The sequence below is a fragment of the Flavobacterium sp. genome (genome assembly GCF_004211145.1).
Taxonomy (GTDB): domain Bacteria; phylum Bacteroidota; class Bacteroidia; order Flavobacteriales; family Flavobacteriaceae; genus Flavobacterium.
This window is the reverse complement of the sequence record NZ_SEBS01000032.1, coordinates 14,098-40,077: the sequence shown is the minus strand read 5'-3', so window position 1 is coordinate 40,077 and position 25,980 is coordinate 14,098. Positions and strand designations below refer to the sequence as shown.

Sequence of the window (25,980 nt, the reverse complement as noted above, 5' to 3'; positions counted from 1 at the left end):
AAATACCTCAAAATACTTAACAAACTATAGCATGCAGTCACTTACAGGAACCGGGGTTGCGCTCGTAACGCCTTTCAAGAAAGATTTTTCGATTGATGTCGACGCCCTGAAACGCATCGTCGATTTCCAGGTCGACAACGGCATCGATTACCTCGTCGTTTTGGGAACCACTGCCGAAAGCGCTACGTTGGACTCCGATGAAAAAGAACTCGTGATCAAGACGATAATCGATGCGAATGCGGGTCGTTTGCCGCTCGTTCTCGGCGTCGGCGGAAACAACACGGCCGATGTCGTGAAAGAACTCAAGACCCGCGACTTGAGCGATTTTACTGCGGTCCTTTCAGTTTCTCCGTATTACAACAAACCGACTCAGGAAGGGATTTACCAGCATTTCAAGGCGGTTGCCGAAGCGTCTCCGCTGCCGATAATCCTGTACAACGTTCCGGCGCGCACGTCGAGCAATATGTTGCCGTCAACCGTGATCCGATTGGCCAATGATTTCAAGAACGTCGTCGCGATCAAGGAAGCTGCGGGCGATATCGTCCAGGCAATGCGTCTGATCCAAAACAAACCAAAAGATTTCCTTGTTATTTCAGGCGACGACATGGTTACGCTTCCGATGATTCTGGCTGGTGGAAGCGGCGTTATTTCAGTGATTGCCGAAGGTTTTCCAAGACAGACGTCCGATATGGTCCGCCTTGGGCTGGAACGAAAAGTAGAGCAGGCTTTCGAATTGCATTACCAGCTTACCGATGGGATCGATTTGATTTTCGAACAGGGAAATCCCGCGGGAATCAAGGAAGTTTTCAAATCGCTCGGCCTTTGCGAAAGCGTGGTGAGATTGCCGTTGGTTTCAGCTACGCCCGATCTCGCGTCACGCATCGATGCGTTTACCAAAAATGTGAACTCTGAAAGCAAAGTGAGCGTTTAAAAACACACGAAAATTTAATTTTGAAGTACTGAATTAATGACTACATTTGCAGTTGGTTTTAAAACAGCATAAACCGGCTGTGAATCAGCAAAACCCAAACAATTAGATGAAGAATTTTTTGTTCCTGATGTTAACTGCGGCGTTGCTCGCATCGTGCAGTGAATACCAGAAAGCCCTCAAGTCTGAAGACGTAGCCGTGAAATATGCGGCCGCCGAAAAAAAGTACGAACAAGGGAAATACAATAAAGCGATCCGACTTTTCGAGCAGATGGCGCCCAATTACAAAGGAAAGCCGCAAGCTGAAAAGATGTTTTACATGTACGCGCAATCGTACTATAAAACCGAGCAATATTATTTGGCCGGATACCAATTCGAGACATTCGCCGCAGGTTACCCGAAGAGTGAGAAGGCTGAGGAAGCGGCTTATCTGTCGGCAAAAAGCTACGCGAACCTTTCGCCAGTGTACAGCATCGATCAGGTCGACACGAACAAGGCGATCGACAAATTGCAGTTGTTCCTTGACAAGTATCCGGATTCGGAATATTTGAAGGAAGCCAACGAAACGGTCAAGAACCTTCGCGAGAAACTCGAGAAGAAAGCGTATGAGATCGCGTATAATTACAACAAGATTTCCGACCACAAATCGGCGATAGTGGCGCTCGACAACTTCATTGCCGATTATCCGGGAACGCCGTATAAGGAAAAGGCATTGTTCTACAAACTCGATTCTTCTTACAAGTTGGCCGTGAACAGCGTGCCTTCTAAAATGCAGGAAAGATTGAATGGCGCCAAGACGGCTTATGCCAACCTGTTGAAATTCAAAGCCGACACCGAATACAAAAAAGACGCCGACGATATGTTGGTGCGCATTGAAAACGATTTAAAACAATTTGCAAAATAAAAAACCATGGATTTAAAGAAGACGAATGCTCCGGTAAACACGATCACCTACAACAAAAGCCAGATTGAGGAAGCTACCGGAAACATCTATGAAGCGATCACCATCATGGCCAAGAGAGCGAACCAGATTAATTCTGAAATCAAAAAAGAATTGACTGACAAGCTGGAGGAATTCGCGACTTACAACGACAGCCTCGAGGAAATCTTCGAAAACAAAGAGCAGATCGAAGTCTCTAAATTCTACGAAAAACTTCCAAAACCACACGCTTTGGCAGTTCAGGAATGGATGGAAGACAAAATTTACTACCGCGATACTACAAAATAAGAAAAGCGCATGTCGGTTTTAAGCGGTAAAAGAATCGTGCTGGGCATTTCCGGAGGAATCGCCGCTTACAAGACCGCGACGCTTGTTCGCCTGTTCATCAAGGCCGGAGCCGATGTTCGCGTCGTCATGACGCCCGCGGCAAAGGATTTCGTGACGCCGCTTACGTTGTCGACGCTTTCCAAAAATCCTGTCCTTTCGTCTTTTTACAACGACGACGAGCAGGAAGCCAACTGGAACAATCACGTCGAATTAGGTCTTTGGGCCGATTTGATGCTCATTGCACCCGCAACGGCAAATACCTTATCTAAAATGGCAACCGGGAATTCCGATAATTTCCTGGTTGCCGTTTATCTTTCAGCCAAATGCCCGGTGTATTTCGCGCCTGCGATGGATCTCGACATGTACAAACATCCATCGACGATCGAGAGTTTTTCGAGCCTTCAAGGTTTCGGGAATATCATGATTCCGGCCGAATCGGGAGAACTCGCGAGCGGGCTTTCAGGCGAGGGCCGAATGGCGGAACCTGAAAATATAATCTCATTTATCGAATCCGATCTCGAGTCGAAACTTCCGCTAAAAGGAAAAAAAATCCTCGTTACTGCGGGTCCGACATACGAAGCTATCGATCCCGTGCGTTTCATAGGAAACCACTCATCGGGAAAAATGGGATACGACATCGCGAAAACGGCCGCAAGTCTCGGCGCACAAGTAACTTTGGTTTCGGGACCGACGCATCTGACGCTTGACAAATCGAACATTGAAGTGGTTCGCGTGACGTCGGCAAGGGAAATGTACGACGCCTGCCATGCTGTTTACGACGATTGCGATGTGGCGATCGCGGCCGCTGCGGTTGCCGATTACCGTCCGAAAAATCCCGCTTTGCAAAAAATCAAGAAGACCGAAGCGAACTTCGTGATCGAGCTCGAAAAGACAAAAGACATATTGGCATCGCTCGGAGAAATCAAGACGAAGCAATTTTTGATCGGGTTCGCGCTCGAAACTGAAAATGAAATAGAGAACGCGAGGCTCAAGATCAAGAAAAAAAACTTAGATTTGATTGTCCTGAATTCACTCCGCGATGAAGGCGCAGGTTTTGGGCATGCGACGAACAAGATCACGTTCATCGACAAGGATTTCAACGAAGAAGTCCACGAACTCAAGACCAAAGAAGCGGTTGCGACCGATATTCTCAATAAAGTACTAGCACATTATGCGTAAGATATTTTCACTATTGGCGTTGTTTTTATCTGTTGCGGGATTCGCGCAGGAACTCAATTGCACCGTTACCGTAAACGCCGAAAAAGTTGGGGCGACGAACAATCAGGTTTTCAAGACGCTGCAGAATTCGCTCAACGATTTCGTGAACCGAACTGATTGGACGGGACAAGGTTACCAGGCGAACGAACGCATCAACTGCTCGATGTTCATCAACGTGACGATGCAGAGCTCGAACCAATTTCAGGCGACCATACAAGTACAGTCGGCGCGCCCGATCTTCAATTCGAGTTATTCGTCTCCGGTCCTGAATTTCAACGACAAAGACTTTAATTTCGAATACAACGAATTTCAAAACCTTACGTTCAACCCGACGAATTACGATTCGAACCTGGTTTCGGTAATCGCTTTTTACAGCTACATGATCATCGCGATGGACGCCGACACATTCTCCCCGAACGGCGGAACCTCGTATCTCGAAATCGCCCAGGACATCGTAAGCGTTGCCCAACAGGGCGGTGCGAAAGGCTGGAGCCAGGCCGACGGAACGCAAAACCGTTACTTTTTGATAAACGACATGTTGTCGCCGACATTCGCTCCGATCCGCGAAGCGTCGTACCAATATCATTTCCTGGGTCTCGATAAGATGGCCGACGATCCCAAGGCCGGTAAAGAAGGCGTGAAGGCAGCGTTGGCGACTCTGGCCGAGATCTATTCGGTGCGTCCGAATGCATTTTTGACGCGCGTGTTTTTCGATGCCAAGTCTGACGAGATCGTCTCGGTTTTCTCAGGCGGTCCCGGAATGCCGATTTCAGACGTTGTGGAAAGGCTCAACAAGTTGTCTCCGCTCAACGCCAGCAAATGGGCGAACATCAAGCTCTGACGCCGTTTTTTTTTACGCACAAACTCTTAACTATACGCCATAATGATCAGTCACTTAACCATAGAGAATTTCGCCCTGATAGATAAATTGTCTATTGATTTTCGCAATGGTTTTTCGATCATTACGGGTGAAACCGGAGCCGGAAAATCGATTCTGCTTGGCGCGCTCGGCCTGGTTTTGGGCAAACGCGCCGACCTTTCTTCCCTAAAAAACAAAGACGAAAAATGCATCGTCGAGGCGCATTTCAAGGTTGCCGAGTACGACTTGAAACCTTTTTTCGAGGCCAACGATCTGGATTACGACGACGAAACGATCCTTAGGAGAGAAATTCTTCCATCGGGGAAATCGCGCGCGTTCGTGAACGACAGTCCCGTGAATCTGCAGGAATTGCAGGAACTCGGAACGTTCTTGATCGACATTCACTCGCAGCATCAGACGCTTGAGTTGTCTGAGGAAGATTTCCAGTTTCGGATTATAGACGCGATCGCAGGAAATTCGGATCTGCTTTCAAAGTACGCGTCGATTCTGAAAAAACACAAAACCTTCAAAACACGGCTTTCCGAGTTTCAGGAAAGACTTCAAGTCGCGTTGAAGGAACACGATTACAATACGTTTTTACTCGAGGAACTTTCGTCGGCAAAACTAAACGCGGGCGAACAACAGGAATTGGAAAGCGCTTTCGAACAGCTCAACAACGTTGAATTCATCCGCGAGCAGCTCGACAAATCGATAGCGTTGGCGTCTGAAGAGCAATTCGGAGTCCACGCGAGCCTTCGTGAAATGAAGAATTCGCTCCAAAAGCTTTCGTCGTTTTCAAGCGAATACGCCCAGCTTTTCGAAAGATTGAGCAGTGCCGCAATCGAAATCGACGATATTTCAGGTGAACTCGATAAATTGTCGCGAGGCGTGACGCAGGATCCGCAGCAACTCGAATTCGTCAATGCGAAATTGCAGTCGATCTACAACCTGCAAAAGAAACACTTGGTACAATCGGTCGAGGAATTGATCGACATCCGGACCGAATTGGAGCAAAAAACGCTTTCAGCCGAATCGCTCGAATCTGAAATCGCCGAATTGCATGCAAACATATCCGACGCCGAATCGGAACTCGATAAAATCGCAGCCCAAATCCATTCAAAAAGGGTGGAAGCCGTTCCGCAATTGACTAAGAAATTAGTCGCGATTCTCGAAAATCTTGGAATGCCGGACGCGCGTTTCGGAATCGAGGTCAAGGCTTCAAGCCACTATTTCAAGAACGGGAAAGACGAATTGGAATTCCTGTTTTCAGCAAATAAAGGTTCGAATTTCGGTCCGCTCAAGAAAATGGCTTCGGGAGGCGAATTGTCGCGCATCATGCTTGCCGTGAAGTCGATTCTGGCGATCTATTCCAAATTGCCATCGATCATCTTCGACGAGATCGACACCGGAGTTTCGGGCGAAATCGCTCACAAGATGGGCGAAATCATGCGCGACATGAGCAAAAACATGCAGGTATTTTCAATCACGCATTTGCCTCAGATCGCCGCCAAAGGAGATTCGCACTTCAAAGTCTACAAGCAAACGGTTGGCAGTCAAACCACATCGGAACTCAAATTGCTCGACAGGGAACAACGCGTGATCGAAATCGCGCAAATGCTGTCGGGTTCGGCGGTTTCCGATTCGGCCATTAATCACGCGAAGGCCTTGCTGAACTAAAAAAACAAGCCTATATTTGTTAGGTAAATTCAATATTTTTATGATCATACAACCCAGAATGCGGGGCTTTATTTGCCTTACCGCGCACCCGGACGGATGTGAGCAGAACGTCAAAGACCAAATAGAATACGTAAAGTCGAACGGAACCGTCGCTGGCGGACCCAAGAAAGCGCTCATAATCGGGGCTTCTACAGGATTCGGATTGGCGTCGAGGATCACGGCCGCTTACGGATCGGACGCCGCAACCATAGGTGTCTTTTTTGAGAAAGAACCAAGTGAAGGAAAGACCGCGTCTCCGGGCTGGTACAATTCGGCGGCTTTCGAAAAGATCGCGCATGCCGACGGTTTATATGCAAAAAGTATCAATGGTGATGCATTCTCAGACGAAATCAAGAAGCAAACCATCGATTTGATCAAACAGGATTTGGGACAAGTCGACCTCATTATCTACAGTTTGGCGTCTCCGGTCCGCACGAATCCAAAGACAGGAGTTACGCATCGTTCGGTGTTGAAACCGATCGGACAAACATACACGAACAAGACCGTCGATTTCCATACCGGCAATGTCACCGAAGTTTCGATAACGCCCGCAAATGAGGAAGATATTGAAAATACGGTTGCCGTAATGGGAGGCGAAGATTGGAAAATGTGGATCGACGACATGAAGGCCGCAGGAGTTTTGGCGCCGAATGTGTTGACCATCGCGTATTCATATATCGGGCCTGCGCTTACCGAGCCTGTGTACCGCAAAGGAACGATCGGTCGTGCGAAAGACGATCTCGAAGCGACAGCATTTACTATTTCCGACAGTTTAAAGGATGTCGGCGGGAAAGCATACGTTTCGGTAAACAAAGCGCTCGTAACCCAAGCCAGTTCGGCAATTCCGGTGATTCCGCTCTATATTTCGCTGTTGTTCAAGACGATGAAAGAAGCGGGAACGCATGAAGGCACGATCGAGCAGATCGACAGGTTGTTCCGGGAAAGATTGTTCACGAATGGAGATGTTCCCGTGGACGAAAAAGGCCGGATCCGCATCGACGATCTCGAGATGAAAGAGGATATACAGGCGAAAGTCGCCGAGTTGTGGAAAGTCGCAAGCACCGAAACATTGCCTGAAATTGGCGATTTGAAAGGTTACAGCCATGAATTCCACAAACTGTTCGGATTCGAAATGGAAGGAATCGACTACAATGCCGAGGCCAACGAAATGGTTTCCGTAGATAGTTTGAAGCAATAGGTAGTTATCGACTATCACATTGTAAAGAAGGAGGGAAATTTTGTTTCTCTCCTTTTTTATGATTATAAAGCAATAAAATGCGCACACTGCGTTAAAAGCTGCTCCGAAAGGGCAGCTTTTTTTATTCTGTTCGTCTGCAATCATTGGTTGTCCGTTGATTTTATTTACTTTAGGGGACGACTAAAACAAACCAACCGCTTATGAACAAAACTACGCTAGGGCTTATCGCTTTTTTATTTTTCGGAACTACCTTGACGGCCCAATCCGTTTCGGGCTACACATTTTCCCAATCTGTCGAGACGTATTCGGCCGTGACAGGTTCGACATCAACCGCTACGGGAGACGACGGCACCCAGGACGACATCCCGTTTGGCTTCTCGTTTCCTTTCGGAGGCACGGGATATTCCACATTCAGCATCAGTACGAACGGTTTCATCAGGCTCGGAAATCCCGTAGCGGCAACCAATTGGGTAAACACATTGGCGACGACAGCCGCGCAACGACCGCTCATCGCGCCTTTTTGGGATGATCACAACGCAGCGTCGGGCGTGATTAGTTTCGCGTTTTCAGGAAGCTATCCGAATCGCGTGGCTGAAATAGGCTGGAACAACATCAACCCGAGCGGAGGCGGAGCAACAAGCGCGACCGCATTCGGTTCCTTTAAAATCCGCCTGCACGAAACATCGGGCGTCATCGAATTTATTTACGGTCCGACGATAAACGCGGTCAATACGTTTTCGGCTTCGATCGGATTGAACGACGACACTACGTTTCTGAGCGTGACGCCCGCGGCAACGGCTACCGTTTCATCGGCGACGGCGAACAACAACATTACCGCTTCGAACGATGTCGTCGGGAAAAAATACACGTTCACGCCCCAGCCGCAATGTTCAGGAGTGCCGACTCCGGGAAATTCGATCACATCGGACGCGTCAGTGTGCGCGAACGTCGAATTTACGTTGAGCCTTCAAACGCCCGGGAATTCGTATGGCATTCTGTACCAGTGGCAATCGTCTGATAACGGAACGACTTTCGCAAACATTTCAAACGCGAACGGGCCGACGCTGACGACCACGCAAATCTCGGATACATTTTACCGATGCGTCGTGAGTTGCGGCGCGAGTTCAGCCAACAGCGAACCGGTTTTGGTAAGTAACAACAGTCTTGCAGATTGCTACTGCGCACCGACTTATACGCAAGGAATGACCGACGGCGACCTGATTTCAAACGTCACGATTACCGGAACGACGCTTTCAAACAACACGGGAACCGAACCCGTGAATCCATATTACACGTTTTTTTCAGGACAGCCGAACTACACGGCCGAACTCGTCGTCGGAGGTTCATACCAATTGAATGTCACCGTCGGAACCTACGGCGCACAACATTCAACGGCCTGGATCGATTACAACGATGACACTGTTTTTGCCGAGGAAGAACGCATCGGTTTCAGCGAAGGCGAAATCGGTTCCCTTGAAACGGCGGTTTACACGATCGTGCTTTCGTGCGACGCTTCGCCCGGAACACATCGTTTGCGCATCCGGAACGTTTGGAACACCGATTCCTGGACAATCGATCCCTGCGCCAATTACGGTTACGGGGAAACTGAAGATTACGATGTCACGATCCTAGGAGGCGAAACCTGTCAATCGCCGTTCAACCTCGCCGTCACGGGCGTCAACGCATCGAGCGGGATTTTCACTTGGTCGTCAGGATGCGCGCAGACCTCATGGAATGTGTATCTCGTCGAATCGTCGGACGGAAGCGAGCCGACTGCGCCGACATTCACCGACGTGTCCAGCCCATTCACGTTTACGGGACTTAATCCTGAAACTCCTTACTATATTTATGTACAAGCCAATTGCGGCGCCGACGGATTCAGCGATTGGTCAGGGCCGTTCGCGTTCACGACGATGGAACAAACCATCGCGAACGACGATTGCAACACGGCTTTCACTGTCCAGGTCGGAGGCGTTTTCGATGATTATGCGATTACTGCGACGAACATGGGCGCGACCAAAACGTTGGGCGAACCCAACGTGACGTGTGCGGCTTTCGGATTCGGAGGCGATGTCTGGTTCAGCGCGACGGTTCCTGCGAGCGGCACGCTTTCGTTCGAGACGCGAGCGGATTCGACATCGGCGTTGGACGACACGGGAATGGCGGCCTACACGGGAAGCTGCGGCGGCGGATTGACGGCTTTGGGTTGCAGCGACGATGAAGGAGTCGACGGATTCTCGGTACTTCACTTGGCTGGACTGACGCCGGGCGCGACCGTTTTCGCGCGTGTTTGGGAATATGCGAACGACAATCCGGGAACGTTCAGGTTCGCGGCTTACGATTCGTCGTTGGGAACATCGACTTTCGCGTCAAATCAAATTAAACTATATCCGAATCCGGTCAAAAACGTGTTGACGATTTCGTCGGAAGAGACGATCATTGAAGCGAGCATCATCAACTTGTTAGGGCAGACATTGTTGTCCGAAACACCGAATGTAAACTCGGCCGAAATAGATCTTTCAAGCCTTCCATCGGGGAATTACTTCGTGAAAGTCACGGCCGGAGCCAATTCGAAAACCGTAAAAATAATAAAGGAATAAATCGAAATCCTTTTAGCAAAGCCATCCGAATCGGGTGGCTTTTTGTTTTTATATGGCTTATATTTGTTAACATATGAAGCAATTGTTTTTCTCGGTCGTGGTTCCCGTGTACAACAGGCCCGACGAAATGAAGGAATTTCTTGAAAGTCTCGCGGCCTCTGATTACAGGACGCCGTTCGAAGTCGTGATCGTCGAGGACGGTTCTTCTATCCCGTGTCGCGAGGTGGCCGAACGTTTTTCAGGCAAACTCCAAATCTCATATTATTTCAAGGAAAATTCGGGGCCGGGCGATTCGCGAAACTTCGGTATGCGAAAAGCCGTGGGCGACTATTTCCTGATTTTCGATTCCGATTGCATCATTCCGAAACAGTATTTGCGTACCGTCGAATTCGAACTCGAGAAACAATACGTCGATTGCTTCGGCGGGCCCGATGCGGCTTCGGATTCGTTTTCGGACATCCAGAAAGCGATCAATTTCGCGATGACGTCGATCATGACCACCGGCGGGATACGCGGCGGTTCCGAGAGTCTCGACAAATTCCAGCCGCGAAGTTTCAACATGGGAATTTCGCGCAAGGCGTTCGAAGCGTCGGGCGGTTTCGGGAACATACATCCCGGCGAAGATCCTGATTTGTCGATCAGGCTTTGGGAAATGGGCTTCAAGACGCGTCTGTTTTCACGCGCTCACGTTTTCCACAAACGGCGCATCGATTGGGGAAAGTTTTACAAGCAAGTCAATAAATTCGGAAAGGCCAGACCGATACTCGATCGTTGGTATCCGAAATATGCGAAACTCACGTATTTTTTCCCGACTATTTTCATGCTCGGGATTCCAATATCCACCATTCTGGCATTTTTCGGGATCCTGCACTTCGCGGTCGCGTACCTGTTTTACTTCATATTCGCGTTCCTGCTTTCCTCGATGCAGAACAATGTCAAGATCGGATTGTATTCGGTGTTGGCGATACTGATCCAATTTTACGGATACGGAACAGGATTCCTAAAATCGTTCGTCCAGGTCAGATTGCTCAAGAAGCAGCCCGAAAAAGTATTTCCTGAACTTTTCTTCAAGACGCCATGACAAAGATTATCGGGCTCACGGGAGGAATTGGAAGCGGAAAGACGACCGTCGCGAATATGTTCGCCGAACTCGACGTTCCCGTTTACATCGCCGACGTCCATGCGAAAGAAGTCATGAAAAGCCGGGACGTGGTTTCGCAATTGAAAACCGCGTTCGGAACTTCAATTTTCACCGACGACGGGCTCGATCGCAAACGACTTGCCGCCATCGTATTTTCAGATAAATCAAAACTCGATACGTTAAATGGTATCGTTCATCCCGCTGTCGCACAAGATTTTAATCGATGGCTCAAACAACACGACAAACAACACTTCATCCTGCGTGAAGCCGCCATACTTTTCGAAAGCGGAACGTACAAGGATTGCGACAAAATAATCACGGTCACGGCTCCGTTCGAGACGAAGATCGAACGCGTGATGCAACGTGATTCGAGCAGTCGGCAGGACGTCTTAAGTCGAATGGAAAACCAATGGAGCGACGAGGAAAAAATTGCCAAAAGTGATTATGTCATTGATAATGGCGACCTTATGCAAACCCGCGTACAAGTTGAGAAAATCTTTAAAACACTGAAAAAACTATAATTTTCAGGGCGGATGTTAATGTTTGGTTAATGTATCGAACGTCTAAATGTTAAAATGTTAATTTTGTGAATGATGAATAAATTGTTCTTCCGATTGCTCGTCGTTCTTATGAGTTTGTCACTGATCGGGATAATCCTGGTTCAGGTTTACTGGTTCAATACCTCGTTTAAAAATAACGACGAACAGTTCCGTTTCCATATTAAGCAGGTCATGAGCAACGTCTCTGAACAGCTTCATAAGCAGGAAATGCAGAGCTTCATAAGTAAATACGAACAATTTAAGGACAGCACAGGAAAATTGCCCAAGAAGAGCGATTTTCTCGACATTGTTTTCTATCAGCGCGACAAACGCACGAACGAAACGATCATCTATTCGAACAGCATCATCGCCGAGGATTACAATTCGCCATCGTTCTTTGACAGATTAGCAGATAGCACGAAATTCAAGAATTTCTCCGCCAAACGAAAAACCGAGATATACAATGGGAGCGGGCTCGACAATTCGGGACTCGGACAAACGATCCGGCCTGATATCACGATCGAGAAATCGGGCAGTACGCCGGAGCTCCAGGTCGCGCAGTTCGAGATGTTTTTCAAGGACATCGCGTCGGCACAACCGTTGCAACAGCGTATATCGCGTGAACGGTTGAGTAAATTGCTCTCGGGCGAACTTGTACAATTCGGTGTGAAAACGCCTTTCGAATTCGCCGTGTACAGCAATGGTTTGGCGACGAAGGTAAAATCCGACAAGTTCAGGTATGACAAATATGCCACGTATTCGATTCCAATTTTCGCGAACGATGAAGGCGGGAACAATTACCAGTTGTTGGTCAGTTTTCCACAGAAGAAGAAATTCCTATTCTCGGAACTCGTAGGAATTACGGTGCTTTCAATCGTATTTACACTCATTATCATCATCGCGTACTCGAGTGCGTTGAACCAGCTTATCAAGCAGCGTCAGATATCAGAGATCAAAACCGATTTCATCAACAACATGACGCACGAGTTCAAGACACCGATCGCCACAATCAATCTGGCCCTTGACGCGATCAAGAACCCGAAGATCATCGACGATAAGGAAAAAGTGAAACGCTATCTGCAAATGATCCGGGATGAAAACAAACGGATGCACGCACAGGTCGAAAATGTGTTGCGCATCTCGAAACTAGAAAAAAAGGAACTCGACATCAACAAAGAGTCGAACGATCTGCACGAGATTTTAGAGGAAGCGATCGAACACGTGAATCTTATAATCGAAGACAGACAAGGAACGATAACGACGCATTTCAACGCCAAACGTTCCACCGTATTATTGAACGACGTCCATTTTACCAATGTAATCGTGAACATCCTGGACAACGCGATAAAATACACGCCCGGAATTCCGGAGATCGACATCACGACTGAAAACGTGAAGGATTTCGCCATCATCCGCGTCAAGGACAACGGTATCGGAATGGGTAAAGCCGCTCAAAAAAGGATTTTCGAAAAATTCTATCGGGAGCACACGGGCGATATACACAACGTGAAAGGGCACGGCCTCGGTCTGGCTTACGTGAAGCGTATCGTCGACGACCACAACGGTCAGATTTTTGTAGAGAGTGAAAAAGGAAAAGGTAGCACCTTTATAATCAAGATACCATTAATTAACTAAGCTATAGCTATGGAAACTGAAAATAAGAAGATTCTATTGGTAGAAGACGACCAGAATTTCGGTGCGATCCTCAAAGATTATCTCACACTGAATGATTTTGACGTCACGCTCGCCAAGAACGGCATGGAAGGCTTCGAAAAATTTAAAAAAGATACGTACGACCTGTGCATCCTCGACGTGATGATGCCGTACAAAGACGGCTATACGCTCGCCAAGGAAATCAGGGAAAAGAACAAAGACGTGCCGATCATCTTTCTGACTGCGAAGTCGATGAAAGAAGACGTCTTGAAAGGTTACAAAGTCGGGGCCGACGATTACCTGAACAAGCCATTCGATTCTGAGGTCTTGCTCATGAAGATCAAAGCGATCATGCAGCGCAAAGCCGCCGACACCAAAAACGACAACGTGAAATTCGAGTTCGTCATCGGGAATTTCCACCTGAACTCAAAATTGCGTTTCCTTACCTACAAAGATGAGGAACCGATCAAATTGTCGCCAAAGGAAAACGAACTCCTGAAAATGCTCGTGTTACACGAAAACGATCTGATGCCACGTGAATTGGCGCTTACCAAAATCTGGAGAGACGACAATTACTTTACGTCGCGAAGCATGGACGTCTACATCGCCAAATTGAGAAAATACCTCAAGCGCGACGAAGACGTTGAAATCCTCAACATCCACGGAGAAGGTTTCCGATTGGTCGTGAAAAATAAAGCTGAATAAAATAAGATCCTCGATGAAAGTCGGGGATTTTTTTTTGGAGCTGTTCCGGCTATCCGCTATTAGTTTTACGGTTCGGCCGCTTTTTTGCAACTCGTTTTTCAGGCTTCCTTTGGTCGCCCTCAAACGTCGGCAAAAAATGCGCCCGAACCGCAAAAGCTAGCCGCTGCTATCCGGGCTAAAATAAGTAACAGGGGAAATGTTTACGCTTTAAACGGAGCTAATCGCCGTAATACTTCAATTTAAAATCCATCTCTCTAAGTTCTTCGAGCGTAAATTCGTATTGTTTGTCGACCAATTGTTGTTCCTCTATTTGTTCCCAGCCAAATTCCTCGACCGTACTTTCTTTTACGACAAAGAAATAGAATTTGATATCAGGACCGAAATTTTCAACATATACATTGTTGTCTACGATCTCGTCGATTTGCACCAATCTGAAAAATGGCGTCGAGAACGGCGGAACGGTCTCGCCAAAATCGTATTTTACATAAACCCGCTGCCCTGAATAATTGTAGAACAAAAGCGTGCTGGCGTCTTCATCGCCCGGACAGCCCTGCAACACAAACGCGAGCGAGAAGACGAGCAGGATTTTTAATGCTTTCATAGTAATTCGATTTCAGCGGTGAAACAAGGTTTTGCGTTATTTTTTACGGTGTAGAAACTTTTATTCCCAATCGATTCGGTTTCGATCGCAACGACGTCATTTAGATTCAATTCCTTCAGGAAATTCATTTCCAGCGATTTGATTTTCCCATTCAATTGATCGTCGGCCGGAAAATCATCCAGGCACCATTCGAGATATTTCACGTTATTGACATGGTTCACGATGTCGATGTCCGACAATACGACGTTGTAATCAAAAGTCTTCTCAGCATTTTTGACGGCGTCGATTTTTGAAACCCTTTCCTTCACAGCAAATCGTTCGGGATATTTCTCGAAATGGCCGTGTTCCAAAATCAACGGTTCGGGCCTACGCGTTTTCGTGTTGAAAACGACCCACAACGTTTCGCAGCCCACGAGTTTTTTCGCGCCTGAGTGAATTTCCATTGCGCGCACCGATCGCGAATTTTCAAGGCTGATAATCCAAGTGGAAATCGTGATCTCGTCTTTCCATTTGGGCAACTCCGAAATCTCGACGCGCATTCGGCTCAACACCCAAGCCTGATCAGATTTTTGCATGTCTGAGAAACTGATCCCGCCCGAATCGGCGTGTTCGCCCGCAGCCATTTGCAGCACGTTGCACAATTCGGTGTATTTGAGCGAACCGTTCGGCAGACATTGCGTAAAATCGATCGTGCGGGTCATGGAATGGAAGGAAGTGAAGTCGTGTGCTATCGGCATGTTCGTTTTTGTCATTTGGATTGAAATTGTCTCGGCTTCAAATCGAACTGGATCGCGACGTAGAACTGGAAAAGCCTGATTTGTTTGTAGTAATCGACCAATTCCGATCTCGTTTCGACGTCGACCGAACCGTGCTGGTACATTGCTCCCGTAAGGAACGACCAACGTTTATTCCATTTGTAATTTACCAAAATCCCGGCTGTCAAATCGTGCCCGAACTGTGCGCTTTCGTTGTCTTGTGTCAATAATCCCGCGCCGTATCCAACTTGCGGCATTACCGATATGCGCTTCGACAATAAGAATTCATAGGAAACCGTCGGATGTAAGGAATAATAACCTGTCGATGAAAAATTTCCGACCGTCGCCACATCATCAACGTCAAAATTCGCGTTCGAGAATCCGATGCCGAACTTAAAATACCGATACTCCAAAAGTTGTGCTTCCAGTATAAAGCCGCCTCCATCGTAATGCGATTTCGAAAGCGAGTTATCGCCAATAGCGTAAGGAAAAGCAAAACCAAACCTGAAAACCGGGTGCAATCTTAGCGTATCTTGGGCAGATAACGTTGCGCTGCAAATAAGAATAAGCGTAATAAGAATACCTTTTTTCATCGCAGATTAATATGAAAGTGAAAACGTGACCGGTTCAGTCCCAACGACGGCATTCGTCGTAAGCTCCGTGATCACGCCATTTTCCTCCACGAGATAGTGGATTTCGACGGTGACATTCTGGAACACGTCGTATCTGGTCTTGAAGAAATAATCGCCGTCGGGTAGATTCTCTTCATCGGGATGCAAATCGATTACGGTCGGAACGGTTCCCACAGTCGCGCGGACCGACAGTAGATTCGCGTCCGACACACGATTCGGAACAATCTGCAAAATCGTCGCCTCGTCCTTGCGGTACAGCACGAGCGGATTTATGGAATATGTATAGTTGACGAAGTCGGCGTTTTGGAAGTCCGTGAACTTCATCGGCAGATAGACATCGGTTTCATCGATGGAAATCGAGTAATTGCCGCCTTTGCTTTTCGGGAAGACGAATTCCACGTTACCTTCCGAATCGGTATCGTCGAACGAAATCAAGCTTCCGCCGTTGAAATCCGACCTTAGATTTACTTCGACATCCTGAACCGGGGCGCCGTTTTGCTGGGCGACCGTAACTTCGGTTACGAACCTGGTGCCGCCTTCAAAGTCGTGGTCGCAACCCAAAAGTAAGATTGATAGTAAAGCGATCGCTGTTCTCATATGCAAGTGTTAATCGATCTGAAATCCGAGCGAAAGCTGGATTTGATTCGTTTTTGAATAATAATCCTCGAAAGCGTCCTCGGTATCGACCGTAAAATTACCGTAAATGTAATGGACGCCTAAGTAAAAATAGCCGTGTTTCGACACTTGCAACGACGTGTTCAACCCGGCGCGGACCGCGTATCCGTTTTGGCGTCCGTAGTCTTCGGTCCACGAACCGTGCCTGTTGCTCGCATATCCGACGCCGATGCCCGGAGTCAGCGTGACTTTTTGAGAAATTCGCTTGTCGTATTCCCCGAACACATAATACATTTTAAACGTCGAGTTTTCGAAAGTCCCGATCATAGCTTGGTCCTTGACATCGAAAACCGCATATTCGAAGCCAAGCCCGAACCGTAGGTTGCTGACCTGTAGCAAGCTTCCGTTGAGTCCGAATCCAATGATCGGATCGTGTCCTTCGCCATAAAAATTATCCCCGAAAGCGATCGGATACGCGACATGGAAGCGCATTCTTACGTGTACGCGAAATCCTTTATTTGTCTCGAGCGAATCTTTTTCCTGTGCCGCGAGACTTGCGGTAGCGAATAAGGCTAGAAGTATAAATTTCTTCATTTCAGTAATTTATCACGGTTTCCACGGTTTGGTCACCGATCGTTATTTGTGTCGTCTGCTGGTTCTGCTGTCCCGAACTCAAGTCTTCGACTACGTAATTCACTGAAACGGTCTGATTTCTTTTAGCGACTATGCTGATATCCGAATTGTCGGGATCGTTGAAATAACCGTTGAACCGTTTCGTCGTGAATTCGCCTTCCAGATCGGCGCTCACGAGCCTCGTATTCGACGCCTGCTGAAAATGAATATAAAGCTGTACGACTTCTTCAGGTCGGTACATGGTGATTTCGTTTACGGGAAGTCTGAAGCCTTCGAAATCCCGCTTGCGAAGGTTCGTAATTTCAGAATTGACGTAATTGATCGGATTGTATCTGTCTTCAAAGACAAGTATTTCAATCCTGCCGCCTGATTTTTCGGGAGCCAAAAAGCCGATGAGTGAATTCCCGTTCGCATCGGTCGTACCATTCGCGGGATTGCTGTTGTCCTCAAAATCGCTGTTGCTGTCGTCGTTCACATAGACCGCCACAGTCAAACCGGGAATAGGGTTGCCTTGTGAATCGGTAATGTGCAATTGAGAAATCAGCCGGGTTTCTCCGTCGTAACTGACGCCGCAGCCAGCGAGCGCAACCAGACAAAGCGTTAAAATTATTTTTTTCATGTCGTGTAGCATTCGTGAAACTGTTCAAAGAGACAAATGGAATTCAATTAAAGCGATTTTCCGAAAGATACCCATTCACGAAATCGGTTGCGCTACAAAACAAGATTTCTTACGAAATTTACGATTTCTTCATCTTGGCCGATGCCGAACCAAGTGACCGATTCGTTTCGCTTGAACCAAGTAAGCTGGCGTTTCGCAAAGCGTCGCGTGTTTTTCTTGATTTCCGAGATCGCGAAATCGAGCGTTATTTTTTCGTCGAAATAATCAAAAAGTTCGCGATATCCCACGGTTTGCAACGCGTTCAAATTCCGGTTCGGATACAAAATTCTCGCTTCCTCGACCAAACCTTCGCGGATCATGATATCGACGCGTTGGTTGATTCGCTCGTAAATCATTTCGCGCGACGCATCGAGACCGATCACGACAGGAGTGAAGTTGCGCGTGTTTGTCTTTTGTTTTCGGAACGATGAATACGGTTTTCCGGTTCCGACGCAAACTTCGAGGGCGCGCATCAAACGTTGCGGGTTGTTCGTGTCGACCGACGCAAAATAATCGGGATCGAGTTGCTTGAGTCGCTGTTGCAAGAAAACAATCCCGTTTTTCCCGTATTCCGACGTGAGCCTTTCACGAACCGACGCCTCGATCTCAGGGAATTCGTCGAAGCCTTTCAAAACCGCGTCGACATACAAGCCCGAACCACCGACCATGATCGCAAAATCGCGATGTTCAAAAAGTTCTTCGAGTTTTGCAAGCGCGTCTTTCTCGAAATCTCCGACCGAATATTCCTCGAAAATCGATTTGTTGTGGATGAAATGATGGTTCGCCGCGGCCAATTCCCCAGTGTCGGGAACCGCGGTACCGATCGTCATTTCCTTGAAAAACTGCCTCGAATCGCACGAAATGATCTCGCAATCGAACGCGTGTGCGAGCCGGATGCTCAACGCGGTTTTCCCGATTGCGGTCGGCCCGATGATCGTAATCAGGTATTTCTTGTCGCTCATGGATTCAGATTATAGCCGCAATTGTAGCAGAATTTGGCGTCGTCTCTATGATGGTCGGCGTTGCAGTTGCGGCATTTTTGGGTGTTGTTCGAAAAATCCTTGTCGGTTTTCATGAGCTGAGCGCCGACCAATCCCGTGGGAACCGCAATAATGCCGTAACCCAGGATCATGATGATTATCGAAATGAATTGGCCCAAAGGCGTTTGTGGCGTAATATCTCCGAACCCGACGGTCGTAAGCGTGACGATCGTCCAGTAGACGCTCATCGGGATGCTCGTGAAACCGCTTTCGGCGCCTTCGACGATATACATGATCGTTCCCAAGATCACGCAGATCACGATTACGGCGAACAGGAATACGAAGATCTTGGTTCGCGCCCGCTTCAATGCTTCGACGAGCTGGTTTCCGGCACCGACGAAATGCACGAGCTTTAGAATCCTGAAGATCCGAAGAAGGCGGAATGCCCTGAGCGCAATCAAAAAGTGCAATCCCGGGAAGAACAAATCGACATATCCGGGCATAAGTGCGAGGAAATCGATGATGCCGTAAAGGCTTAGAATATACGACCACGGCTTGTTTACTGAGATGACGCGCCCGATATATTCGATCGTAAAGAATATTGTGATGATCCATTCGATGATCGCGAGCTCGCGTCCGTACACGAATTTTATCGAAGCCACGCTTTCGAGCATCACCGCGGCGATACTGATCAGGATCAGCGCAAGTAAAACGAGGTCGAAGAGTTTGCCCGCTGGCGTGTCGGCTTCGTAAATGACGGTATGCAGCCGGTTTCGCAGCCTTTCTTTATTGCTATTCATACTTGTAAGTTAATGAATCGCTCAAAAATCCACAATCTTTAAATTCGGATTTCGTCGTAAATGCATGCGGATGATGGCCGTCGTGTCGCGGTTGTGCTGCATGGAAACCAAAATCTTGTGTAGGACCGCGCTGTTTCTCACTTGGTAATTCAGGTCGAAAAACGCGTAACCTCTATAAACGCCGTCTTCGATAAGCACGGCGCTGCGTTCGCTCACGTTGCGGCCGCGGTCGATAACGATCATGTTCTCGGTCGTGAAAGTATATTCGGAGATGAACTTTTCGACGCGGGCGTTGTATTCTTCCATTGAGATTTCTCCGATGCAAGCACCGTCGCATGCCTTTAACGTATACGAATGGCAATAATCTTTCGTGTCGTCCAATCCCGTGAGTTTCTGGCAGAGATCGTAGCGTTGCGTAATCCTGTGGACGGTCGTCTTGGCCTCGATGATCGAATTGAAAGCCGTGATTTCCTTGCGGTTCCGGTCGTATTTTTCGATGACGAGGTTCAAATAACCTTTCTTGTCGAATTGGCTGTACAGACCCCATTGCAGGTTCGTCTTGGTCTGCGACCGATTGTATTTGGGTTTGTTGACCTTGACTTCTTCACTTTCCTTCAAAAGCGCGATAAGCTCGCTTCCCGTTTCCTCGAACGTCACGTCGAAAACCTCGACCTGTATGCGTTTGGATTTGTTCGATGTGCCCGTGAAATGCTGATTGACGCGTTTCTTGATATTGCGGCTTTTCCCGATATAGATGATCTTCCCGTCCTCGCGATGGATATAGTAAACGCCACAACGCGAGGGTAACTTATCCACGATGTCGAGTAGTTTTGGAGCGATGCCTTTTTCAACCTCGGTCTTGATGAACGAGGTCACTACGGTTTTTTCTACATCTTTGTCCAACAGCATCTTGAACAGCTTTACCGTAGCCAACGCATCACCTGAAGCACGATGCCTGTCGGCCATTGGGATGCCGAGCGATCGGCACAATTTCCCGAGGCTGTACGACGGCATTTCGGGAATCAATTTCTGGGCGAGTTCGACCGTGTCCAGCGTCTGGGCCACGAAATCATATCCGAGCCGTTTGAACTCGAGACGAAGGATTCGGTAATCGAAAACGGTATTGTGCGCGACGATGATGCAACCTTCGCAGATCTCGATGATACGTTTGGCAACCTCGAAAAATTTTGGAGCCGAAACCAACATCGCGTTGCTGATTCCCGTCAATTTCACCACGAACGGCTGAATCGGAATTTCAGGATTCACAAGGCTGATGAACTGGTCGACAATCTCGTGGCCGTCGTAGCGATAGATGGCGATTTCAGTGATGCCTTCTTCGTTGAATTGGCCTCCGGTGGTTTCTATGTCGAGTATGGCGTACAATGAAATGATTTGGAATTTAAAGATTCAAAGATTTAAAATTGAAAAACTTAAAGTAAGAGCGAGTCGGTCGGATAGCAGCTGACAAATCTTTTAATCTTTAAATTTTTCAATCCTTAAATTACCGATTGCCAAATATACTGCTTCCAATCCGAACCATCGTACTTCCACACTCAATAGCGAGCTTAAAATCGCCGCTCATTCCCATCGAAAGGATTTCAGGCTGGAAATTTTGCGCTGTTGGAAGTTGGTTTATATGGTCGAAAATTGATTTTAAATATTGAAATTCTTTTTTTATTTGTTGTTCGTTATCAGTGAATGTAGCCATTCCCATCAAACCTTTTACTTTAATATTTTCGAGCTTGGCTATTTCGTCCGAATTCAGCAATTCGAGAAGTTCGTTCTCGTCCAGTCCGAATTTCGTTTCTTCGGCGGCGATATGCATCTGCAGCAAGCAATCGATCACGCGATCGTTCTTTTTAGCCTGCTTGTCGATTTCCTGAAGCAGTTTCAAACTGTCCACGCCGTGAACCAGTGCCACGAAAGGCGCCATGAATTTCACCTTGTTCGTTTGGACGTGCCCGATCATGTGCCATTCGATGTCTTTCGGCATTTCCTCGAACTTGTCGGCCATTTCCTGGATTTTGTTTTCGCCGAAAATCCGCTGTCCCGACTCGTAGGCCTGCATCAGATCAGTGACGGGCTTCGTCTTTGAAACCGCGACCAGCGTGACATGTTGCGGTAATTCTTTCTTTATTCCGAGCAGATTACTTGCTATTGACATTGGATTCGTGGATTTTGGTGATTTCAGAAGTAATATCGGCTATGAATTTTTCAATTTCGGGCAAAGAACCGGCAGCGGGCGATGTTTGGATATTATCGGTAAATGCGATGATCTTCTCGAATTTCTTGACCGACGGAGCCGGATTCTGCACGACGTTGGTTTCCTTGTAATCGACGCCCGACAATTTTCCTTGAGCGTAATTGAATGTCGCCTTGATCGTGCGCATTCCTTCTTTGGGCGTCGCGATTTCTTGTTTTACGGTCGCTTTTGCGATAAATGACGTCGCATCTTTATCGGATTTCAAGATCCATATTGACAGAATCGCGCCGTTTTCAAGCGTTTTTTCGACAGTCGGTTTCAAATCGCGCAACCGGCCTTCCATGATCGAAGTCTTGTCAGACGACGCTTCCTTTAAATCCTGGGCAAATGCGCCGAATCCCGACAACAGAAATAACAAAACGATTTTTCTCATAACTCGTAAATTACCAATCCGCGTCGGATTTTAGGCTCAATATACGTACTTTTCGGCGGAAGGATTTCATTCGCGTCGGCAAGTTTCCGGATATCGCCAAACGGTATCGGAAATAAAGTAAACCCGATTTCAAATTCACCCGAATCGACCAACTCTTTGATTTTCGTAAGCGGACGATCGCCCGGAACGTATTCGATTCGCCCGTCGTTCCTCAAATCCCCGATGCCAAGAATAGGTGATAGAATGTTGTCGTACAACACCTGAGCGTCGATTTCGGCCTCTCGCCCAAGTCCTTCATCATTCGTCATTCGTCTTTCGTCATCAAAGGGTTCAAGCGAATAAAAATCACCATCCAAATACATCCCGAATTCTCCTTTTCTCGAAGGTTTCCAAAGTTCCTGATGTCGATTGACGACTTCGAAATATTGTCCGACTTTCCGAAGGAATTCATCTTTCGAATGATTGTTCAAGTCCACGACGACGCGGTTGTATTCGTAAATCTTCACATTGGTTTCAGACACGAGAAACGCCATGAAATAATCGAGGTTTTCATTGCCCGAACCTTTGTGTTCTTCGTGAAGAAGTGCCGCCGAAGCTGATCGGTGATGTCCGTCGGCGATGTATAAATTCGGCATGTTTGCGAAAAACGTCACGAGAGAATCGATTTCGCTCGCGTCTTTGATGCGCCAAAGCGTGTGTTCGTCGCGGTTCGGTGTTGCAAAATGATACAGCGGACGTTTGCGTCTCGTATCTTGGATTTTGGTTTCGAGTTCGGCGTTTTCAGGATAGGCGATAAGCACGGGTTCGGTATTGAAGCCCGTCACGTGCAAATATTCCTCGAATTGCTTTACGCGATATTCGAGCGTGTCCTCGTGCTTCTTGATCGTGCCGTTATTGTAATCGTCGATCGAAACGCCTGCGATTATTCCCGTGAAGATCGCGCCTTTCGACCGAAGCTCGTACAAATAAAGAATCGGCTGGTTTTCCTGCTTCAAAATACCTTCGTCGCGAAACGATTTGTACTTGTCGCGCACTTGTCCGAACCGTTTGGCCGGATCGTTTTTCTGCACGTTTACGAAAGCCGGATGCAATACATGAAGAAACGAAAACGGGTTGAAATCGAGTTGGGACGCCAGTTCCGCTGCCGTGTAATCGTCATAGGAACGCGAGGTCACCAATCCGGCTTTATCTCGGGTTGGGCGAACGGCGCGGAATGGGATGATTTTGGGCATATTCTAGTTAATAATTAACAATGAATAATTAATAATGTCGTAGCCGACGTCGAACTTGTGGCAGGTTGAGCCAATTATTAATTGTTAATTATTCATTATTAATTCAAACAAACTGTTTCGAAATCTTCTCAGCCTTCCTACTCTCCGAATAATCATAAAATCCTTCACCTGATTTCACGCCGAGTTTTCCTGCGCGAACCATGTTCACAAGCAAAGGGCAAGGTGCGTATTTCGGGTTTTTGAAACCGTCGTACATTACGTTCAGAATGGCGAGACAGACGTCCAGCCCAATGAAATCGGCGAGTTGCAACGGACCCATCGGATGCGCCATTCCGAGTTTCATCACGGTATCGATCTCATAAACCCCGGCGACGCCATTGTAGAGCGTTTCTATGGATTCGTTGATCATCGGCATGAGGATGCGATTTGCGACGAATCCAGGGTAATCGTTAACTTCTACGGGTACTTTCCCGAGTTTTTCGGACATGTCCATGATGGCTTTCGTCACGGCGTCCGATGTGTTGTAACCGCGGATGATCTCGACCAATTTCATGATCGGAACCGGGTTCATGAAGTGCATCCCGATTACGCGTTCCGGATGCGTCACGACGGCTGCGATCTGTGTGATCGAAATCGAAGAAGTGTTCGTCGCCAAAATCGTATCGTGGGAGCAGCTTTCGTTTAATTGACGGAATATATTGAGCTTAAGTTCAATGTTTTCGGTTGCAGCCTCGACTACAAGATCGACTCCGGTTACACCATCTTTTATGTCAGTATACGTGATTAGGTTTGCGATGGTTTTCGCGCGATCTTCTTCAGTGATGCTGCCTTTCGCGACCATGCGATCGAGGTTCGTCGCGATCGTGATCATTCCTTTTTCGATGGCCTTTTCAGACACGTCGATGAGTTTTACGGTAAAACCGCTTTGGGCGAAAGTGTGGGCGATTCCGTTGCCCATGGTTCCGGCGCCGATAACTGCAATAGTATTCATGTTATTTGTTTATGCGTTTATGCGTTGATTTGTTTATTTGAAAGGATAGAAAAATTTTTTAGATCAATGTGAAAGTATTTTTGGTTTTGGAATACGTTCCCACGTAGACCAACGCAAGCGATGCAACGAATGCCAGCGCAAAAATGAATAATCCCGAAACAAACATCGAAATTGAAATATCAATCTGCCACGGATTGTTGCTAAAGGTGTAGACCAACAACATCGTCAACGTTATCATCGCCGAAAGCAACCCGTACATTAAATGAAAAATACGTTTATTGATGAGCATCGGCAAAGCCAAAGCTAGCATGATGAGCAAGTCGCGTTTTAGGTATAACGTCGATGTTGAAGCCGACAATGCAAGTGTCGCCAATCCCAGAAGCGCGAAATATGCGCAAGCAAAATATTTGATTTTAGTGATCGAAAATTTTTTCATGTCATATGATTTAGACCGTGATCAAGTATTTTTAGGCTAACTCTAAACTCTAAACAAATTGAACTATCTGAAACACTCAATAATCCGATACGCAACTTTCAACGCGTCAGTCCCATCTTCAAGCGTCACGACCGGAGTCGTGTTATTGTTGATCGCGTCGGCGAAAGTCTCGAGTTCGTCAAGAATGGCGTTGTTCGCGCTGATGTCGGGATTCTTGAAATAGATTTGTTTTTTGACGCCCTCGGCATTCTGCAAGATCATGTCGAAATCTCCAGGATTTTCAGGCGCGTCCTTCATTTTCACGACCTCACATTTCTTTTCAAGGAAATCGACCGAGATGTATGCGTCTTTCTGGAAGAAACGCGACTTGCGCATATTTTTCAACGAAATCCGGCTCGCGGTCAAATTCGCGACGCAACCGCTTTCGAATTCGAGGCGGGCATTGACGATGTCGGCCGTGTCTGAAATTACCGCGACGCCGCTCGCATGAACCGCTTTCACAGGCGATTTCACGACGCTCAAAATAACGTCGATGTCGTGGATCATCAAATCCAGAACCACGGGAACGTCGGTGCCGCGCGGGTTGAACTCGGCGAGACGGTGCGTTTCGATGAACATCGGATTCTCGATCATGTCCTTCGTCGCGATGAACGCGGGATTGAACCGTTCTACGTGTCCGACCTGCCCTTTGACGTTGTATTCGTTGGCGAGCGCGATGATTTCCTCGGCTTCCTCGATCGTGTTCGAAATCGGTTTTTCGATGAATACGTGTTTGCCCGACTTGATCGCGACACGCGCGCATTTATAGTGCGAAAGCGTAGGCGTGACGATGTCGATCACGTCAACCGCGTGGATCAATGTGGCGATTGTGGTGAAGCGCTTGTAACCAAATTCGGCCGCGATTTTCTGGGCATATTCGGGGTTTTCGTCATAAAATCCGACGAGTTCGTATTTCTCAGATTGTTGCAACAGTCGCAAATGGATTTTGCCGAGATGGCCGGCACCCAAAACTCCAACTTTAAGCATGTGGTTCGTATTTTGAACAAAAATAAGGAAAAGTTTAAAGTTTAGGGTTTAAAGTTTCAGGGTTGTCATTCGGAGATGCTCGCGTTAGGGATGCGAGTGGAAATCCTGTTTTTGCCGGCAGATCGTTGCGGCAAGGCAAAGACATTCACGGCAAAAAGAGA

27 protein-coding genes are annotated in these 25,980 nt (G+C 47.5%); 12 read left to right on the top strand and 15 right to left on the bottom strand.

What is annotated here, in order from left to right:
* The first annotated feature begins 31 nt into the window (after positions 1–31).
* From dapA to EOO50_RS13735, 12 genes are all read left to right on the top strand, one after another.
* On the top strand, positions 32–931 hold the full coding sequence (dapA, locus tag EOO50_RS13790) for a 4-hydroxy-tetrahydrodipicolinate synthase (RefSeq protein WP_290840861.1): 900 nt from the start codon (positions 32–34) through the stop codon (positions 929–931).
* Between the two features lie 106 nt (positions 932–1,037).
* Positions 1,038–1,832, top strand: a complete 795-nt coding sequence (bamD, locus tag EOO50_RS13785; protein ID WP_290840858.1) for an outer membrane protein assembly factor BamD — start codon at positions 1,038–1,040, stop codon at positions 1,830–1,832.
* 6 nt (positions 1,833–1,838) lie between these two features.
* A complete protein-coding gene (locus tag EOO50_RS13780; protein ID WP_290840857.1) occupies positions 1,839–2,156 on the top strand; it encodes a DNA-directed RNA polymerase subunit omega in 318 nt (105 codons plus the stop codon).
* A gap of 9 nt (positions 2,157–2,165) precedes the next feature.
* A complete protein-coding gene (gene coaBC, locus EOO50_RS13775; protein WP_290840856.1) occupies positions 2,166–3,374 on the top strand; it encodes a bifunctional phosphopantothenoylcysteine decarboxylase/phosphopantothenate--cysteine ligase CoaBC in 1,209 nt (402 codons plus the stop codon).
* Positions 3,367–4,254: a DUF4835 family protein gene (locus tag EOO50_RS13770; protein WP_290840855.1), complete on the top strand. Its 888-nt coding sequence runs from the start codon at positions 3,367–3,369 to the stop codon at positions 4,252–4,254. The genes coaBC and EOO50_RS13770 overlap by 8 nt, the downstream gene beginning before the upstream one ends.
* A gap of 42 nt (positions 4,255–4,296) precedes the next feature.
* Positions 4,297–5,949, top strand: coding sequence for a DNA repair protein RecN (gene recN, locus EOO50_RS13765; protein ID WP_290840854.1), 1,653 nt, complete (start codon positions 4,297–4,299; stop codon positions 5,947–5,949).
* Between the two features lie 40 nt (positions 5,950–5,989).
* Positions 5,990–7,186 carry an enoyl-ACP reductase FabV gene (gene fabV, locus EOO50_RS13760; protein ID WP_290840853.1) on the top strand — a complete coding sequence of 399 codons (1,197 nt, stop codon included), beginning with the start codon at positions 5,990–5,992 and terminating at the stop codon, positions 7,184–7,186.
* A gap of 200 nt (positions 7,187–7,386) precedes the next feature.
* Entirely contained in the window at positions 7,387–9,786 is a 2,400-nt protein-coding gene (locus tag EOO50_RS13755) for a T9SS type A sorting domain-containing protein (RefSeq protein WP_290840852.1), read from the top strand.
* Between the two features lie 82 nt (positions 9,787–9,868).
* Positions 9,869–10,867 carry a glycosyltransferase gene (locus tag EOO50_RS13750; protein ID WP_290840860.1) on the top strand — a complete coding sequence of 333 codons (999 nt, stop codon included), beginning with the start codon at positions 9,869–9,871 and terminating at the stop codon, positions 10,865–10,867.
* Positions 10,864–11,448, top strand: coding sequence for a dephospho-CoA kinase (gene coaE / locus EOO50_RS13745; protein ID WP_290840851.1), 585 nt, complete (start codon positions 10,864–10,866; stop codon positions 11,446–11,448). Before EOO50_RS13750 ends, coaE begins: the two co-directional genes overlap by 4 nt.
* Before the next feature lie 72 nt (positions 11,449–11,520).
* Positions 11,521–13,101 carry a HAMP domain-containing sensor histidine kinase gene (locus EOO50_RS13740; RefSeq protein WP_290840859.1) on the top strand — a complete coding sequence of 527 codons (1,581 nt, stop codon included), beginning with the start codon at positions 11,521–11,523 and terminating at the stop codon, positions 13,099–13,101.
* Between the two features lie 9 nt (positions 13,102–13,110).
* Positions 13,111–13,824 carry a response regulator transcription factor gene (locus EOO50_RS13735; protein WP_290840850.1) on the top strand — a complete coding sequence of 238 codons (714 nt, stop codon included), beginning with the start codon at positions 13,111–13,113 and terminating at the stop codon, positions 13,822–13,824.
* A 217-nt stretch (positions 13,825–14,041) separates the two neighbouring features.
* On the opposite strand, the gene EOO50_RS13730 is transcribed toward EOO50_RS13735, so the two are convergent.
* The 15 genes from EOO50_RS13730 to EOO50_RS13660 form a co-directional block, all read right to left on the bottom strand.
* On the bottom strand, positions 14,042–14,425 hold the full coding sequence (locus EOO50_RS13730; protein ID WP_290840849.1) for a hypothetical protein: 384 nt from the start codon (positions 14,423–14,425) through the stop codon (positions 14,042–14,044).
* Positions 14,422–15,162, bottom strand: a complete 741-nt coding sequence (locus EOO50_RS13725) for an acyl-ACP thioesterase domain-containing protein (RefSeq protein ID WP_290840848.1) — start codon at positions 15,160–15,162, stop codon at positions 14,422–14,424. Before EOO50_RS13725 ends, EOO50_RS13730 begins: the two co-directional genes overlap by 4 nt.
* A gap of 11 nt (positions 15,163–15,173) precedes the next feature.
* Positions 15,174–15,773: a hypothetical protein gene (locus EOO50_RS13720; protein WP_290840847.1), complete on the bottom strand. Its 600-nt coding sequence runs from the start codon at positions 15,771–15,773 to the stop codon at positions 15,174–15,176.
* Between the two features lie 6 nt (positions 15,774–15,779).
* A complete protein-coding gene (locus tag EOO50_RS13715; RefSeq protein WP_290840846.1) occupies positions 15,780–16,409 on the bottom strand; it encodes a hypothetical protein in 630 nt (209 codons plus the stop codon).
* Positions 16,410–16,418: 9 nt separating this feature from the next.
* Positions 16,419–17,021 carry a hypothetical protein gene (locus EOO50_RS13710; protein ID WP_290840845.1) on the bottom strand — a complete coding sequence of 201 codons (603 nt, stop codon included), beginning with the start codon at positions 17,019–17,021 and terminating at the stop codon, positions 16,419–16,421.
* A 1-nt stretch (position 17,022) separates the two neighbouring features.
* The gene (locus tag EOO50_RS13705; protein WP_290840844.1) at positions 17,023–17,679 is read right to left on the bottom strand and encodes an Ig-like domain-containing protein; all 657 of its coding nucleotides are present in this window, start codon (positions 17,677–17,679) and stop codon (positions 17,023–17,025) included.
* A 92-nt stretch (positions 17,680–17,771) separates the two neighbouring features.
* Positions 17,772–18,680, bottom strand: a complete 909-nt coding sequence (gene miaA, locus EOO50_RS13700; protein WP_290840843.1) for a tRNA (adenosine(37)-N6)-dimethylallyltransferase MiaA — start codon at positions 18,678–18,680, stop codon at positions 17,772–17,774.
* Positions 18,677–19,498: an ion transporter gene (locus EOO50_RS13695; protein WP_290840842.1), complete on the bottom strand. Its 822-nt coding sequence runs from the start codon at positions 19,496–19,498 to the stop codon at positions 18,677–18,679. The genes miaA and EOO50_RS13695 overlap by 4 nt, the downstream gene beginning before the upstream one ends.
* 21 nt (positions 19,499–19,519) lie before the next feature.
* Positions 19,520–20,881, bottom strand: coding sequence for an exonuclease domain-containing protein (locus EOO50_RS13690; protein WP_290840841.1), 1,362 nt, complete (start codon positions 20,879–20,881; stop codon positions 19,520–19,522).
* Positions 20,882–20,999: 118 nt separating this feature from the next.
* Positions 21,000–21,662 (bottom strand): YggS family pyridoxal phosphate-dependent enzyme, encoded by a 663-nt coding sequence (locus tag EOO50_RS13685; protein ID WP_290840840.1) that lies wholly within the window; start codon positions 21,660–21,662, stop codon positions 21,000–21,002.
* On the bottom strand, positions 21,646–22,134 hold the full coding sequence (locus EOO50_RS13680) for a hypothetical protein (RefSeq protein ID WP_290840839.1): 489 nt from the start codon (positions 22,132–22,134) through the stop codon (positions 21,646–21,648). Before EOO50_RS13680 ends, EOO50_RS13685 begins: the two co-directional genes overlap by 17 nt.
* A complete protein-coding gene (locus tag EOO50_RS13675; RefSeq protein ID WP_290840838.1) occupies positions 22,131–23,366 on the bottom strand; it encodes a DUF1015 domain-containing protein in 1,236 nt (411 codons plus the stop codon). Before EOO50_RS13675 ends, EOO50_RS13680 begins: the two co-directional genes overlap by 4 nt.
* Before the next feature lie 103 nt (positions 23,367–23,469).
* Complete coding sequence (locus EOO50_RS13670; RefSeq protein ID WP_290840837.1) at positions 23,470–24,357, bottom strand: 3-hydroxybutyryl-CoA dehydrogenase; 888 nt, start codon at positions 24,355–24,357, stop codon at positions 23,470–23,472.
* A 58-nt stretch (positions 24,358–24,415) separates the two neighbouring features.
* Positions 24,416–24,793 carry a hypothetical protein gene (locus EOO50_RS13665; protein ID WP_290840836.1) on the bottom strand — a complete coding sequence of 126 codons (378 nt, stop codon included), beginning with the start codon at positions 24,791–24,793 and terminating at the stop codon, positions 24,416–24,418.
* Positions 24,794–24,856: 63 nt separating this feature from the next.
* A complete protein-coding gene (locus tag EOO50_RS13660; RefSeq protein WP_290840835.1) occupies positions 24,857–25,819 on the bottom strand; it encodes a Gfo/Idh/MocA family oxidoreductase in 963 nt (320 codons plus the stop codon).
* Between the last annotated feature and the right edge of the window lie 161 nt (positions 25,820–25,980).

What these genes read in the sequence shown, in the direction of transcription:
- dapA (WP_290840861.1), top strand. Translation starts at nt 32, where the DNA reads ATGCAGTCACTTACAGGAACCGGGGTTGCGCTCGTAACGCCTTTCAAG.
- bamD (WP_290840858.1), top strand. Translation starts at nt 1,038, where the DNA reads ATGAAGAATTTTTTGTTCCTGATGTTAACTGCGGCGTTGCTCGCATCG.
- EOO50_RS13780 (WP_290840857.1), top strand. Translation starts at nt 1,839, where the DNA reads ATGGATTTAAAGAAGACGAATGCTCCGGTAAACACGATCACCTACAAC.
- coaBC (WP_290840856.1), top strand. Translation starts at nt 2,166, where the DNA reads ATGTCGGTTTTAAGCGGTAAAAGAATCGTGCTGGGCATTTCCGGAGGA.
- EOO50_RS13770 (WP_290840855.1), top strand. Translation starts at nt 3,367, where the DNA reads ATGCGTAAGATATTTTCACTATTGGCGTTGTTTTTATCTGTTGCGGGA.
- recN (WP_290840854.1), top strand. Translation starts at nt 4,297, where the DNA reads ATGATCAGTCACTTAACCATAGAGAATTTCGCCCTGATAGATAAATTG.
- fabV (WP_290840853.1), top strand. Translation starts at nt 5,990, where the DNA reads ATGATCATACAACCCAGAATGCGGGGCTTTATTTGCCTTACCGCGCAC.
- EOO50_RS13755 (WP_290840852.1), top strand. Translation starts at nt 7,387, where the DNA reads ATGAACAAAACTACGCTAGGGCTTATCGCTTTTTTATTTTTCGGAACT.
- coaE (WP_290840851.1), top strand. Translation starts at nt 10,864, where the DNA reads ATGACAAAGATTATCGGGCTCACGGGAGGAATTGGAAGCGGAAAGACG.
- EOO50_RS13740 (WP_290840859.1), top strand. Translation starts at nt 11,521, where the DNA reads ATGAATAAATTGTTCTTCCGATTGCTCGTCGTTCTTATGAGTTTGTCA.
- EOO50_RS13735 (WP_290840850.1), top strand. Translation starts at nt 13,111, where the DNA reads ATGGAAACTGAAAATAAGAAGATTCTATTGGTAGAAGACGACCAGAAT.
- EOO50_RS13730 (WP_290840849.1), bottom strand. Translation starts at nt 14,425, where the DNA reads ATGAAAGCATTAAAAATCCTGCTCGTCTTCTCGCTCGCGTTTGTGTTG.
- EOO50_RS13725 (WP_290840848.1), bottom strand. Translation starts at nt 15,162, where the DNA reads ATGCCGATAGCACACGACTTCACTTCCTTCCATTCCATGACCCGCACG.
- EOO50_RS13720 (WP_290840847.1), bottom strand. Translation starts at nt 15,773, where the DNA reads ATGAAAAAAGGTATTCTTATTACGCTTATTCTTATTTGCAGCGCAACG.
- EOO50_RS13715 (WP_290840846.1), bottom strand. Translation starts at nt 16,409, where the DNA reads ATGAGAACAGCGATCGCTTTACTATCAATCTTACTTTTGGGTTGCGAC.
- EOO50_RS13710 (WP_290840845.1), bottom strand. Translation starts at nt 17,021, where the DNA reads ATGAAGAAATTTATACTTCTAGCCTTATTCGCTACCGCAAGTCTCGCG.
- EOO50_RS13705 (WP_290840844.1), bottom strand. Translation starts at nt 17,679, where the DNA reads ATGAAAAAAATAATTTTAACGCTTTGTCTGGTTGCGCTCGCTGGCTGC.
- miaA (WP_290840843.1), bottom strand. Translation starts at nt 18,680, where the DNA reads ATGAGCGACAAGAAATACCTGATTACGATCATCGGGCCGACCGCAATC.
- EOO50_RS13695 (WP_290840842.1), bottom strand. Translation starts at nt 19,498, where the DNA reads ATGAATAGCAATAAAGAAAGGCTGCGAAACCGGCTGCATACCGTCATT.
- EOO50_RS13685 (WP_290840840.1), bottom strand. Translation starts at nt 21,662, where the DNA reads ATGTCAATAGCAAGTAATCTGCTCGGAATAAAGAAAGAATTACCGCAA.
- EOO50_RS13680 (WP_290840839.1), bottom strand. Translation starts at nt 22,134, where the DNA reads ATGAGAAAAATCGTTTTGTTATTTCTGTTGTCGGGATTCGGCGCATTT.
- EOO50_RS13675 (WP_290840838.1), bottom strand. Translation starts at nt 23,366, where the DNA reads ATGCCCAAAATCATCCCATTCCGCGCCGTTCGCCCAACCCGAGATAAA.
- EOO50_RS13670 (WP_290840837.1), bottom strand. Translation starts at nt 24,357, where the DNA reads ATGAATACTATTGCAGTTATCGGCGCCGGAACCATGGGCAACGGAATC.
- EOO50_RS13665 (WP_290840836.1), bottom strand. Translation starts at nt 24,793, where the DNA reads ATGAAAAAATTTTCGATCACTAAAATCAAATATTTTGCTTGCGCATAT.
- EOO50_RS13660 (WP_290840835.1), bottom strand. Translation starts at nt 25,819, where the DNA reads ATGCTTAAAGTTGGAGTTTTGGGTGCCGGCCATCTCGGCAAAATCCAT.